Source organism: Devosia sp. (genome assembly GCF_030689745.1).
Taxonomy (GTDB): Bacteria; Pseudomonadota; Alphaproteobacteria; order Rhizobiales; family Devosiaceae; genus Devosia; species Devosia alba.
Window position 1 is genome coordinate 1 of the sequence record NZ_JAUYGL010000135.1, and the last position, 12,483, is coordinate 12,483.

Annotated in this window: 11 protein-coding genes and 1 pseudogene; 4 read left to right on the forward strand and 8 right to left on the reverse strand. The window is 58.4% G+C overall.

Annotation, left to right across the window (positions count from 1 at the left end):
• From Q8O80_RS11700 to Q8O80_RS11720, 5 genes are all read right to left on the reverse strand, one after another.
• The coding region (locus Q8O80_RS11700; protein WP_305579644.1) for a HyaD/HybD family hydrogenase maturation endopeptidase at positions 1 to 354 on the reverse strand (354 nt) is incomplete at its 3' end.
• 317 nt (positions 355 to 671) lie between these two features.
• The gene (gene cybH / locus Q8O80_RS11705; protein ID WP_305579637.1) at positions 672 to 1,388 is read right to left on the reverse strand and encodes a Ni/Fe-hydrogenase, b-type cytochrome subunit; all 717 of its coding nucleotides are present in this window, start codon (positions 1,386 to 1,388) and stop codon (positions 672 to 674) included.
• Positions 1,389 to 1,397: 9 nt separating this feature from the next.
• Positions 1,398 to 1,967: a HupE/UreJ family protein gene (locus tag Q8O80_RS11710; protein WP_305579638.1), complete on the reverse strand. Its 570-nt coding sequence runs from the start codon at positions 1,965 to 1,967 to the stop codon at positions 1,398 to 1,400.
• Between the two features lie 14 nt (positions 1,968 to 1,981).
• A complete protein-coding gene (locus Q8O80_RS11715) occupies positions 1,982 to 3,781 on the reverse strand; it encodes a nickel-dependent hydrogenase large subunit (RefSeq protein ID WP_305579639.1) in 1,800 nt (599 codons plus the stop codon).
• Positions 3,781 to 4,857, reverse strand: coding sequence for a hydrogenase small subunit (locus tag Q8O80_RS11720; protein ID WP_305579640.1), 1,077 nt, complete (start codon positions 4,855 to 4,857; stop codon positions 3,781 to 3,783). Before Q8O80_RS11720 ends, Q8O80_RS11715 begins: the two co-directional genes overlap by 1 nt.
• A 466-nt stretch (positions 4,858 to 5,323) precedes the next feature.
• On the opposite strand from Q8O80_RS11720, the gene Q8O80_RS11725 reads away from it, so the two are divergent.
• Positions 5,324 to 6,943 (forward strand): Mu transposase C-terminal domain-containing protein, encoded by a 1,620-nt coding sequence (locus tag Q8O80_RS11725; protein WP_127601218.1) that lies wholly within the window; start codon positions 5,324 to 5,326, stop codon positions 6,941 to 6,943.
• Complete coding sequence (locus tag Q8O80_RS11730; RefSeq protein ID WP_305579645.1) at positions 6,943 to 7,821, forward strand: TniB family NTP-binding protein; 879 nt, start codon at positions 6,943 to 6,945, stop codon at positions 7,819 to 7,821. Before Q8O80_RS11725 ends, Q8O80_RS11730 begins: the two co-directional genes overlap by 1 nt.
• Here Q8O80_RS11730 and Q8O80_RS11735 read toward each other — a convergent pair.
• Complete coding sequence (locus Q8O80_RS11735; protein ID WP_305579641.1) at positions 7,760 to 9,307, reverse strand: FMN-binding protein; 1,548 nt, start codon at positions 9,305 to 9,307, stop codon at positions 7,760 to 7,762. The two genes, Q8O80_RS11730 and Q8O80_RS11735, sit on opposite strands and share 62 nt — an antisense overlap.
• 361 nt (positions 9,308 to 9,668) lie before the next feature.
• On the opposite strand from Q8O80_RS11735, the gene Q8O80_RS11740 reads away from it, so the two are divergent.
• Positions 9,669 to 10,349, forward strand: a complete 681-nt coding sequence (locus tag Q8O80_RS11740) for an NnrU family protein (RefSeq protein WP_305579642.1) — start codon at positions 9,669 to 9,671, stop codon at positions 10,347 to 10,349.
• On the opposite strand, the gene Q8O80_RS11745 is transcribed toward Q8O80_RS11740, so the two are convergent.
• Positions 10,346 to 11,536 (reverse strand): NnrS family protein, encoded by a 1,191-nt coding sequence (locus tag Q8O80_RS11745; protein ID WP_305579646.1) that lies wholly within the window; start codon positions 11,534 to 11,536, stop codon positions 10,346 to 10,348. The two genes, Q8O80_RS11740 and Q8O80_RS11745, sit on opposite strands and share 4 nt — an antisense overlap.
• 259 nt (positions 11,537 to 11,795) lie before the next feature.
• Here Q8O80_RS11745 and Q8O80_RS11750 point away from each other — a divergent pair.
• Positions 11,796 to 11,963, forward strand: a pseudogene (locus Q8O80_RS11750) (IS6 family transposase); the annotation flags it as partial.
• 256 nt (positions 11,964 to 12,219) lie between these two features.
• Here the strand turns inward: Q8O80_RS11750 and Q8O80_RS11755 are convergent.
• On the reverse strand, positions 12,220 to 12,483 hold a 264-nt coding region (locus Q8O80_RS11755), incomplete at its 5' end, for a hypothetical protein (RefSeq protein WP_305579643.1).

The following is a 12,483-nucleotide window of genomic DNA, read 5'->3' on the forward strand; positions in this document are numbered from 1 at the left end:
CGCGGGGTAGTCGCCCATCATTTCCGCCATCGCCAGCACTTCCTGGAACCCGGTCTGGTGCAGCGAGATCTTCTTGATGCCGAGGAATTTCGGCACCTCGTCGCCTTCGACGCGCTTCAGCGTCCCGGGCGGCAATCCGTAGTCAACCGCGTCGAACACCACCAGAACGTCGGCGTCGCGAATATGCTGGACCAGATAGATCCCTTGCGTGCCGCCATCGACGACCCGCACGTTGTCGGGAAAGAAATAGGTACGATGAAGTTCCTCAACCGCGCGAACGCCAAATCCCTCGTCCGCCCACAGAAGGTTGCCGATGCCAAGAATAAGCACGTTGGTTTCGCGGTGATCCACGATTGCTCCTCCCTTTCATTAACCCCTTGCAGGGCTCTCCATACCCCAGCCCTCGCAAGCGCCGTGCCAGACCTGCGGAGGAGCCGGATTCCCTGAATTCCCGCGAGTTCTGCCGCTGCGATCAAATCGATTATGGAAACTATCCTTCCAGATTTCACACAATGTGAGAGATATTCTTCCAAAGATGCATTTCCGGCCAGATTCCACATGAAAAGCCGGTGACCATTCTGTCACCGTATGGCTTCCAGTTTCGCCCCAAAGTAAAAAATGGCGGCACCCGGAGGCCCCGCCATTCGCACTTGAGACTGACTTGTATTGGATCAGTGTTTGTCGTCGGCGGGCTTGCCGTCCCTGAACGTTCGCCAGCCGGAAAACATCGATGAGATGATCGATTGCCGTGACATGATGTCCTCGCGTACTGCCGCATAGATATGAACGATCACGAAACTTATGATCACCCACAGGCCCATGTGGTGCCAGGTATGGACGTCCTGGCTTTGGCCGAAGAGCGGGATCACCCAGCTTGAAAACATCTCGTACTGCCACGACCCCATGCCGGTGCCCTCGCCATAGAGCGCGAAACCGGTGACAATCATGAAGATGATACCCCAGACGAACATGACGTGCATGACCAGCGTCGCCAATGGATTGTGACCCGAGTATTTCAAAGGCTGCCTGGCGATCATCGCGTACCACAAGACCTCGTGGACCAGCTCCTTCCAGAAACTGCCTCGCCAGACAGGCGGCAGAAATATCTGCCGCGCATGGCTGTTGCCGACAAAAGCCCAGTAGACGCGGAAGACAAAGCCAACAGCGACAATGTAAGCCGCCGAAAAATGCAGATAGCGGATCCAGCCGAAGACGAAGCTGTCGCTGGCTTCGCCTCCCACTGATGGCGGCGGGGAACCGATCAGATAACCGGTGACCGCCAGCACCAGAATGGCGATCGCGTTGATCCAGTGCCACAGTCGCACCGGCGCCTGATAAACATAGACAGCTTCCTCGCTGTGCGAGGTCGTGGTGATGTCAGCGCTCATGTCGGCCCCCTACCCTGCTGCCAGAAGGAGGCCGCCGATGGCGATCGCGAACCCGGAACCAATGAGGCCGAAGCGCATCTTCGCCATGGCGCGTCCGGCGCTGAAACCGGCTGCATGCAGGGCGGTGCTGGCAAGCATGAAACCCGTCATGTAACCAGTCAGAGCGCCAGCGGCCTCGCTGCCATGCGCATGACCATGCAGCAGCGCGAATCCGCCGATTGCGACGAACGCCGCAGCGGCGGGCAACACCCGGGAGAACATGATCATCAATCCGAGAATGATGACCGAGGCCAGTATGCCCGGCTCGACCAGCGGCACCGAAACGCCGCCAATGCCGGCCAGCGCGCCTGCGGCAAGCAGGGCGACAAACAGCGCCGGTCCCTGCCATGCAAACCGCGCTGGCTGGGTAGCCGACCATACGCCGACAGCCACCATCGCCAGAAGATGGTCCATGCCAAGCAAGGGATGCGCAACTCCGGCGGCAAGACCGGAAACATCTCCACCTGTATGGGCCAGCGCCGGCATCGCCGCCACTGTCAGCCCGGCAACCGTGATCGTTTTTCTCAATGCAGACTTCATGATCGAATCCTCCCTTAGCGGACCTTGATATCGGCCATTTCCTCGCCATCCGGCCCCATGACATGGGTCGAACAGGCCAGGCACGGATCAAACGAGTGCAACGTGCGCAAGATTTCGACCGGCTCCTCCGGTCGTTCCATCTTTGTGTTCATAAGCGAGGCTTCGAACGCACCGATATTGCCTTCATTGTCACGCGGGCTGCCGTTCCAGGTGGTCGGCACCACACACTGGTAGTTGTCGATCTTGGTGTCCTTGATCTTGATCCAGTGCGCCAGCGCGCCGCGCGGAGCTTCCGTAAATCCGACGCCCTTGACCTCCGTCGGCCATGTTTTCGGATCGAACTTCTCGACATTGGCCGTCGCGGTATCGCCCGCCTTGATGTTGGCGATGAGCTTGTCGAAGAAATACACCTGCATCTCCGCCGCCCATTCGGCTTCGAGCGCCCGCGCGGCAGTGCGCCCAAGCGTCGAGAAAAGGGCATCCACCGGCACATCAAGGGTCCGCAGAGTGCGGTTGATCTGGTCGGTGAAATATTCGTGCCCCTGAGCGTAGCCGACGATGTAGCGCGCCAGCGGCCCTACCTCCATGGCATGACCACGCCAGCGCGGCGCCTTGATCCAGGAGTACTTCGCCGCCTCGTCGATTTCTTCGATATTGGTGCTGGTCCCCTTGGCGTTCGCTCCAAGCACATAGTTCGGCTCGGTAATGCCATCCCAGGGGTGCAGTCCCTTCTTCTCGTCCGGATAGGAGTACCAGGAGTGCGGAACGAACTCCTGCACCTGATCGGGATCGCGAAGGTCGACGGGGTGAACCTCGCTCAACTTGCCATCGACAATCGCGCCCACCGGCATCAGCAGGTTTTCCGGCGAATAGTCGTTGGCCCGGTCCGGAATGTCGCCGTAAGCGAGCACACTCTTGCCCGACAGGCCGCCGCCATAGAGCCAGCCCTTGTAAAACCCGCCAATCGCGAGGATGTCGGGGATATAGACATTCTTGACGAACTCCAACGACCGGTCGATCACGCCCTTGACGTAGTTAAGCCGTTCCATGTTGACCGGGGCACCGGCCGCCAGGGCGCCGTCGATGTTGATCGCGCAAGGCACGCCACCGACCAGCCAGTTCGGATGAATGTCCTTACCGCCGAAGATAGTGCGTGTCGTCATGATTTCCTTCTGGAAATCAAGTGCTTCAAGGTAATGCGTCACCGCCATAAGATCGGCTTCCGGCGGCAGCAGATAGGCCGGATTGGTCCAGTAGCCGTTCTTGAACGGACCGAGCTGACCGGATTCCACGAACTTTTTCAGCCGGTTCTGCACATCGCGGAAATAGCCGGGCGAAGATTTCGGATGATTGGGCCCGGTCAGTTTCTGCAACTCGGATGTCGCTTTCGGATCCGCTCTCAGTGCATTGACCGGATTGACCCAGTCAAGTGCATGCAGGTGATAGAAATGCACCAGATGGTCATGGATCTGCAGCGACAGTTGCATGATGTTGCGGATCGAGTTGGCGTTCTCCGGAATATCGATTCCAAGCGCATCCTCGACGGCGCGTACGGAGGTGAGCGCATGGGTGCCCGTGCACACACCGCAGATGCGTTGGGTGAAGGCCCAGGCGTCGCGCGGATCGCGGCCCTTGAGGATGACTTCCAACCCGCGCCACATAGTGCCGGTGGAGACCGCATTGCGGATGATGTTGTTCTCGTCGACATTGACCTCGCAACGCATATGCCCCTCGATCCGGGTGACCGGATCTACGACCACGCGCTGGCCGGAAGTATCGAGATTGAAGCCGTTCGGTGTTTGAATAGCGGTCATCAGCTTTCTCCTCCCTTCTGACGGGCGCGTTTGACGGCGCTTAGCGCCGCATGGGCCGCGGTGGCGGCGCCAACCACCGTGGCGGCAGCGCCGCCGATCTCGTTGGCGTCAGCCTCGATGCCGAAGCCATGAACGTCGGTCAGCCGGTCATAGAAACTGCCCTTGTCCCAGAAACCGTCCTCCGAACAACCAAAACATGGATGTCCGGACTGGATCGGGAAGGACAGGCCACCATTCCAACGCACCGTCGAACAGGCGTTGTAAGTGGTCGGGCCCTTGCAGCCGACCTTGTAGAGGCAGTAACCCTTGCGCGCGCCTTCATCGTCGAAAGCTTCTACGAACTGGCCGGCATCGAAATGCGGACGCCGGTAGCATTTGTCGTGAATGCGCTGGGAATAGAACATCTTCGGCCGCCCCTGCCGGTCGAGATCGGGAAACCGCTCGAAGGTCAGGATGTAGGTGATCACGGCGGTCATCACCTCGGCGATCGGCGGGCAGCCCGGAACCTTGATGATCGGCTTGGGCGCCAAGCCCGGCACCTTGTGTATCGGCGTCGCCTGTGTCGGGTTCGGCCTTGCCGCCTGCACGCATCCCCACGAGGCGCAGGATCCCCAGGAGATGATCGCCTTGCAATGGTCTGCTGCGTGCTTGAGCTGTTCGAGATAGGGCCGGCCGGCAATGATGCAGGACATGCCTTCCTGGTTGAGTGGCGGATTGCCCTCGCAGGCAAGGATGTAGTTGCCATCATATTTCTGGATGGTTTCCTCGATGATCGCCTCGGCCTGATGACCGGCCGCCGCCATAATGGTGTCGTCATAATCGAGCGAAATCATCGAAAGGATCACATCCTTGGCCAGCGGATGTGCCGAGCGGATGAAACTCTCCGAGCAACAGGTGCATTCCAACCCGTGCAGCCACAGCACCGGAATGCGCGGTTTGCTTTCCATGGCGTGGGCAATCTGTGGCGCGAACGACGGTCCGAGCCCAAGGGAGGCTGCTGTCAGGCTGCAGAACTTCAGGAAACTGCGCCGCGTTATCCCCTGGCGGCGCATCACCTCGTAAAAGGTTTCGGTCATGCGGGCTTCTCCTCCTCTGGCTCCTCAATGCGCGAAAAGCTCCCGCGCACTCTCGAAAGGATCGTAGCAACCACCGTGCCAATCATATTAAAAACAATTTTTTCATACTCTTAGAGTGTTTTCGCTCAAACGGGCGGTTCACGGATTCACGAATGGCTGCAAACCATCCAGCCGAAATGGATAGAAAATTTCCAGTCTGCTGATTGTCACCGGGACCTGATGGCGTCGACGAAACCGGTAATTTCTCTGAGCCACCGCATCCCGCTTCGCGTCGGGCGTCACCACTAATGGGATGGTCCGCCTCGTGTCGATTTATGTTTGAAACCGAGACTCGCGCATTGAGTGTTTTCAATGATTTGCGTGAGACTGAAGTGTAATGCATTACACTTCAAATGAGATACCAATGAGATTTTATTACACTCCAAATGGGATTGATCGACCGGTCGATCGACCATAATGTCGCCGTATGATTTCATCCCCAGAAGCCCCCGATGATGGTGACCGACATGCCGACGATGTAAGTCCGGAAGAGTTTCTTCGATATCTGCTCCGCGGCAGTGATGGGAAAGTGACAGCTGAGGTAGTCGCGGCTGCGCGTGAGGAGTATGGAATCCCGCGTTCGACGCTGTTTCGGCTCGTTGCGAGGTTTAGAAAGACACAACGCACTTCAAGCCTCAAACCTAGAAAACGCGGCACGCAAGAAGGAATGGTTAGGCTGGATCCCAGAACCGAGCGCATTATCGCCGAACAAGTGGAGGGCTTCTGGCTCAAAAAGGAAAAGCCGAGCTTTGCCGCACTGATGCGGCGCATTGGGGAAGTCTGCCTCACAGAGGGGCTATCACCTCCACATCGTAGCACTGTGCAGCGTAGAGTGTCGGAACTGATCCCGATTGCAGCGGCCCGCAAGCGCGGGGAGCGCGAGATCGAAGCCGCCTCGACACCGAGCCCTGGCCAGCTTTCTGTCGCAAAGCCGAATGCCCTTTGGCAGATCGATCATACTATTGTCGATGTCGTCGTTGTCGATGAACAATATCGCCAACCCATCGGACGGCCAGTGCTGACGATTGCCATCGATGTTTGCACCAGAATGGTCGCGGGTTTCCATTTGTCACTGGCAGCCCCATCGAGAACGTCGGTTGGCCTTTGCCTCCTGCACGCCGTTTACGACAAAGCAGCATGGCTAGACGAACGGGGGATTGATATTCCTTGGCCTGTCGCCGGACTGCCAGCTGTTCTTCATTGCGACAATGGCGCCGAATTCAGATCGCGAGCGCTCGCCGGCGCTTGCAAGGAATATGGCATCAAGCTCCTGTTCAGACCGCCAGCAACGCCCCGCTTCGGCGGACACGTCGAGCGGCTGATCGGAACCATGATGGGAGCTGTTCATCTGCTGCCTGGCACAACGTTCAGCAATGTGAAGATCAGGGGTGACTACGATTCCGAGGGCCGTGCGACCTTTACATTACGCGAACTAGAAAAGTGGATCGCACTGGAAATCGTCGGCAAATACCATCAGCGTATCCACGCCTCACTATTGCGCCCTCCCCTGGCCGTGTGGCGCGAACGGCAAGGTGAAGTCGATTTCGACCTACCGCCAGACCGGATGGCGTTCTGGACCAGCTTTTTGCCTGGTGACCGGCGCCGCTTGCTGAAGGACGGCATTCATCTGGAAAAGATTCGCTACTGGTCGGACGCCCTATCACGTGATGTCGGCCGGGGTGCTGAGCTTGAGATCAAATATGATCCACGAGACCTTTCTCGAATATTCGTTCGCCAGTCCGACGGCCGGTTTGTAGAAGCGCGGTACCGAAATCTCGCATATCCGCCCGTCTCATGGTGGGAATGGAAACATGCCAAGAAAAGGCTTCGAGACCAAGGACGGCGTGAGTTGCAAGAAGATGTTATCTTTGCAGCGATCGCAAAACAAAGGCAGATTGAAGACATTGCCGCATCCTCAAGCGCAAAAGCGCGCCGGAGTGCTGCTCGAAGGCCTACTAAACAGGACCAAAAGGAAAGCGGCCACGTTACGGCTATAGATTTGGCGAAATCGGTTCATTCAGATGACGACACGGAATTTTGGGATTGATGATTGAACTCCCGCATTTGGCGTCTGGCGCCGCGGCACTTGCCAACTCGCCAAACGAAACACGGATTCGTGCCATTCGATCCGATCGTTGGGTCGGCTTTTATCGCGCTCGTCGGGTTCTTCGGCATCTCGATGGGCTTTGCGACCATCCGCCATCAACGCGTCCGCCGGGCCTCGCGATTTATGGCCACAGCGGCATGGGCAAGACGATGCTCGTGGAAAAGTTCAAGCGTAATCATCCACCAATTATCGATCACAGTACCGGTGTGGAAAGCATGCCGGTCCTGGCAATTACGCTGACATCACGCCCGACAGAACGCAGGATATACGGTCAATTGCTGATGGCCATGGGAGCCAGCATCAATGAACGCCTGACACTCATGGAACTTGAGATCAGGACCGTCCTCCTCCTGAAAAGCAACAATGTTCGTGTTCTGGTATTTGACGAGGTCCACAATCTTCTTGCTGGAACCCCGAGAGAGCAGCGCGTGATCCTGCAGCTGCTGCGATATCTTAGCAATGAGATCAAAGCTTCGCTCGTCTGTCTTGGCGTTTCCGAAGCCCGCGACGCGATTGCCGGCGACACTCAACTGGCACGACGCCTGGATCAGTTTGTACTGCCAAGATGGAAGGCGGATGAGGAATTCCAGGAACTGGTGACGGCGATCCTCCGAAGTCTACCGCTCAAACTTCCGTCCGCATTGTCCAGCCAGAGTTTGCGACACCTTTCCCGCCTCGGCGACGGCATAACCGCTCGCGTATTCGGGATACTGAACGAACTTGCAATCGAGGCGATCCAAGACGGCACAGAGCGGATCACCGATGAAAACATCGAATCCTGGAAGCCCGCTTTGGAAAAAGAGGCAGCATTCGCATAGCCAACGAAACGTTACACCTCAATTGAGACTCAGGCCGCAAAAGTCTCAATTGAAGTGTAACGTTTTTCCAGAAATTGTCCGAGTCCCAGTTTGAAGTGTAAATCGACATCACCTGCATCTGGAAAAAGAACACCCCTGTCAGGATCACGAGGGCGACCACCAGGACCACGACCTCAACCCGTTTCTGAAGCCAGACTCGCTTCCACAAATGGCTCAGTTCGCTGGTGTCGGACACCGCCACGTCGCTCTGGATCTGCGGGTTGGCGACTTCAGCTGTTTCGGCCGCGAGTTTCTCGGTATGGCGGTCTGGAATGCGGTAACCGAGATCAAAGGTGATGAAGGCCTTGTCGATGGCGCCGACGGCGCGCTGCACCAGCAGTTGCAGCCTGAAGGGCTCTGCCGGATCAAACCCGCTGCCGGCCTTCACCTTGAAGATATCAAGTTCGGTGAATGACGGCGCATCCTCCGCCACGAGCTTGCCAATCCGTTTGTGCTGCTTGTCGTGGAAACGAACGGCGGTATCGCCCTGGATCAGCTGGATGCGGTCGAAGATGCCGCCACGCACATAGCCCGATCCCTTGAAGGAGTATTTGCCCCGGCCGACAACGAGGATCGCCTGGTCGCCTTCATCGAGCCATTCGAGCAGGTTGGCATATTCATCGTCGCCAAGCAGCGTGCGGCCGATTTCCGGCGCGCTGACCAGCGCCATCTGCATGTCGATGAAGGTATCTTCAGGCGCGCCCTTTTCCGGGCGCTTGATAGCGCGGGCGTCACCGGTCTCCTCGAACGCCGTGTTCACCTGTCCGATATCGAGCCGCAGGCTGCGGATCGATCCATCACCCGCAAGCGTCTGCCAGTCGGATATCGGGACGTCGTCGCCGCTTGGCATCGACAACGCCTTCGTGGGTCCCGAGCTCGCCAGTTCGGGCTCAAGGCCGCCAAGGCCGAGAGACCTCGCCACCTTCAGCCCTGCCCGGACGATCGAATCGTCGATGACGATGATCGTCACGGTGGCGCCCGAGACGATGTCGAGATCATGCGCCGAGCCACCGGCGGCGGCCTCGGCGATGAGATCGAGCCCGGCATATTTCTCCGTCACCGCGGTGATTTTCGATTCAGGAATGCCGACCAGCACGATCGGTTCGGAATGCTTGACCAGACGGACGCCGGTCACCTTCGCGTTGCCGTCGACTCCCATGAGCGTGTGGATGGGCTTGCCGGAATAGCCGGTTGTCGTGACGAAATCGGATGTCAGGAAGACGTAGCCCACGACCTTGCCGTCCTTCAGGGCCTCAACCACGGGAATGTCCGACCGCAATTGGCCGTACTCCGTGGCGCCGGGAACGATCTCGCCGACATTCGCCTTGTCCAGGAATGTCATGACCAAGGGTTCGGCCTGGGCGGCACCGATGGCCAGGAGAAGGCTCGCCAGCATCGCAAATGCTGCAACACCCCAATTGCGAACGCTGATCGACTTGGCAAACATGTCTGAACTCACACCGTCATTTCGCTTCGAATCTACCTTGTAGCATGCCGATCTCTTTGCATTTGCGCAAACTCGCGAATGAAACGCGCCCGGAAAACCCAGCGATATCAATATATTACATTGCTTATATGCAATGTTATTGGTTGTGCATCTTGTTCGGGACTCTTGCCTGCATCCGTACGAAATGCTTTCTGCTTCAGCTCAGGCAACGGGTTGGCCAAGCAGAGATGCACTCTTGCACTCGCATGATCGGTTGGCATGCGGGGGACAGACAGTACCCGCGCCTTTGCGCGACATTCGTAGGCCGGTTGCAAACCGCTGATGCAGCTTTAGGATTTGCCGAAAGGATCGGGGTTCGACATTGGATAACTGGACTGAATTTTCGTTGGCGTTGGCAGCTTTTTTCGTGCTGCATGCGGTGCCGGTTCGGCCCGCAGTCAAGTCGGATATTGTCGGCCGCTTCGGAGCGCGGACCTTCTCGATTGCCTATTCGATCGTGTCAGTCCTGGCGCTGACCTGGCTGATCGTCAGCGCCGGCCGAGCACCGTATGTCGAAATCTGGCAGCCGGCGGCGTGGCAGTCGGCCGTGACGCTGGCGGCGATGCTGCTTGCCTGCATCGTCTTCGCATTCTCCGTCGGGCGCCCCAATCCCTTTTCCTTTGGCGGCTCCGGGAATAGCTTCTTTGATCCGACGCGAGCCGGAATCGTCCGTGTGCACCGGCATCCGATGCTGCTAACCCTCCTGCTGTGGTCCGGCTCGCATGCCCTGCCCAACGGGAATCTCGCCCATCTGGTGATGTTCGGCATCTTCGCCGCCTTCACCCTTGTCGGAATGCGGCTGATCGACCGGCGCAGGAAACGGGAAATCGGTCAGGCGCGGTATCAGGAATTGCTGGCGGATATGCGTCGGGCGTCCCTTGCAGAAAGCTTCAGGGCGCAAAGCCTGCTGGTGCGGCTTTGCGCCGCCTTCGCGCTGTTTGCGATCCTGCTGGTGCTGCATCCGGCGCTGATCGGTGTCTCGCCGCTGGCGGCCATTCTCTAGGGCCTGGCAGACCGCCGCTGCCTCACGAGCGCCGGTCCGACAACAACTGCAAAGCCGCAGAATGCCACCATCCACGCGAAAGCCGCGACATGCAGGGCAAGGCCGGCATGGCTATCGGCCATGGCGGCGAAGATGCGCGTGACCGCCGCTGCCAGCACAGCCAGGAAAAGCAAGCTGACGGCGGGGCCGGCGCGCAGCGCCTGGCCGGTGTGTCCCAGGGACGCACGCACCATCATCGCCAGGGTCATGCCGCCGACAGCGCCGACCCCGAGCGCGTGCACGCCGGCAAGCGGCGAGACATGCTCCGGAAAGACGATGGCCACAGCAATCAGCGCAAATCCGACGGGTACAAAGAGATAAGCCGCGTGCAGGATCCAGACCAGCGGATCGCGCAAGGTGCGATCGCCGGCCCAGCGCCCGAGCCGGATGAATTGCAGCAAGGCCGCGACAGCCATTGTTATGCCAGCGGCAACTGAATCCGGAGACCCGGTCCAGATAGCCAAGGCCGCGATGCCCACCGCAATGGAAACCATGTCGAAGTGCGAAAAGGCCGCGGGCAGGCGACCGGGATTCTCGCGCACCAGCCAGTTACGGGTGAAACTCGGAATGACCCGACCGCCAATCAGCATGATCAAACTGATTGCGGCAAGCGCCGCCAGGCGGCGGCTGATATCGGAGACGCCATCAAAATGCGCTTCCAGATGAAAGGCGATGTTTGCGGTTGCCAGGATCAGCAACGGCAGCAGCACCTTCAGGTTTCTCCAGTTCGCGCCGGCGATGATTTCGCGGGCGATCACGATGGCGACTGTGATCAGGAAGGCGGAATCCACGACCAGCGCCGTTTGCCAGCCGATATACACAGAGAAAGTAACCGCCACCCGTCCCGTCAACCAGAGCAGGAGCAATGCCAAGAGGGCGTTTCCCTGTAGCGGCATGCGGCCGGTCCAGTTTGGCACGGCGGTGAACAGGAACCCGGTGACGATCGCGGGCAGGAAGCCGAAATAGAGTTCATGCACGTGCCAATCGACCGGTGCAAACAGCGTCGCCAACGCGAGCTCGCCGTAAAACTGCGGCAGCCAAAGCAGGATCGACAGGCCCGTATACAATGCGCCGAAGAGAAAGAACGGGCGAAAGCCGTAGCTCAGGATGGCCGGTCCGGCGTAAGGTCGGGTACGAGGAATTGCCATGATGGGATCCATGTCGGTTGATCTGGGATGACGCCCCGTTCGGGTTGCCTTGGCGCCCCCGAATCCCTAACAGTTTGGCCGACCGGATCTTTGCATTGTCGCAAACTGGAGAAAATGATTGAGCCGTCTTGATGCTTCGCTTCTGGCCGACCTGCCTCCCTTTTCCGGAATGAGCCGGGAAGCTATGGTCGAGGTTCTGTTGCAAACTCTTCGCTAACCGGCAACCCGTAATCACCTCTCGATGTTTTGGGAGATGACCATGTTCAAAGACCACCATTACGACCAGTCGATCATCGTGGTCTGCGTTCGCTGGTATCTGGCTTACGGCCTGAGCCTTCGCGACTTGAAGGAAATGATGTCAGAACGAGGCATCAGGGTAGATCATTCGACAATCCATCGTTGGGTCGTACGCTTCTCGCCTTTGATTTTGTCAGTCCCCTTGTCCGGGGTGGCGAGGAATGTTCTGCCAGCTTGTCAGGGTGTACACTGACGGTTTTGGCCGGCTATTGAGTCAAACTAGATCGCAATGCCGGGGCGGAGTGGCACGTTTTTCTGCGCCGGGACGGGTTCAGCCAACGCTCCCCATGCCTTCAGGAAACTGGCTGCTGGCCGGCTCAAAGCCAAACGAAATTTATTGCAAGTACGGTGTAAGGAATTTGGTTTGAAATGGCGTTGATCCTCGTTCATCGTACAGTTTTTCCTTCATCATCGAGAGCGGAGACAAAGCATTGACCGTGACCTGGAGCGACCTGGACGAGAACGAACGGACCGCGCTCAAGCGGCTGAATCGCGGTCCCTACCCTACGCTGGAACCATCCTTGGCCGAGCGGCTGATTGCGTATGGTCTTGTCGAGAGAAGAGACCGCGGCATCGGGATCAACCGAGCCGGGCGTGAACTCGTGATCGGTGTGCTGCTGAACCAGCGTGAAGATTGACGCGCCGTTCAG

Excerpts from the sequence above, each read along its gene's own strand:
- cybH (WP_305579637.1), bottom strand. The coding sequence starts at position 1,388 with ATGAGCGCTGACATCACCACGACCTCGCACAGCGAGGAAGCTGTCTAT.
- Q8O80_RS11725 (WP_127601218.1), top strand. The coding sequence starts at position 5,324 with ATGATTTCATCCCCAGAAGCCCCCGATGATGGTGACCGACATGCCGAC.
- Q8O80_RS11735 (WP_305579641.1), bottom strand. The coding sequence starts at position 9,307 with ATGTTTGCCAAGTCGATCAGCGTTCGCAATTGGGGTGTTGCAGCATTT.
- Q8O80_RS11710 (WP_305579638.1), bottom strand. The coding sequence starts at position 1,967 with ATGAAGTCTGCATTGAGAAAAACGATCACGGTTGCCGGGCTGACAGTG.
- Q8O80_RS11745 (WP_305579646.1), bottom strand. The coding sequence starts at position 11,536 with ATGGCAATTCCTCGTACCCGACCTTACGCCGGACCGGCCATCCTGAGC.
- Q8O80_RS11720 (WP_305579640.1), bottom strand. The coding sequence starts at position 4,857 with ATGACCGAAACCTTTTACGAGGTGATGCGCCGCCAGGGGATAACGCGG.
- Q8O80_RS11730 (WP_305579645.1), top strand. The coding sequence starts at position 6,943 with ATGATTGAACTCCCGCATTTGGCGTCTGGCGCCGCGGCACTTGCCAAC.
- Q8O80_RS11715 (WP_305579639.1), bottom strand. The coding sequence starts at position 3,781 with ATGACCGCTATTCAAACACCGAACGGCTTCAATCTCGATACTTCCGGC.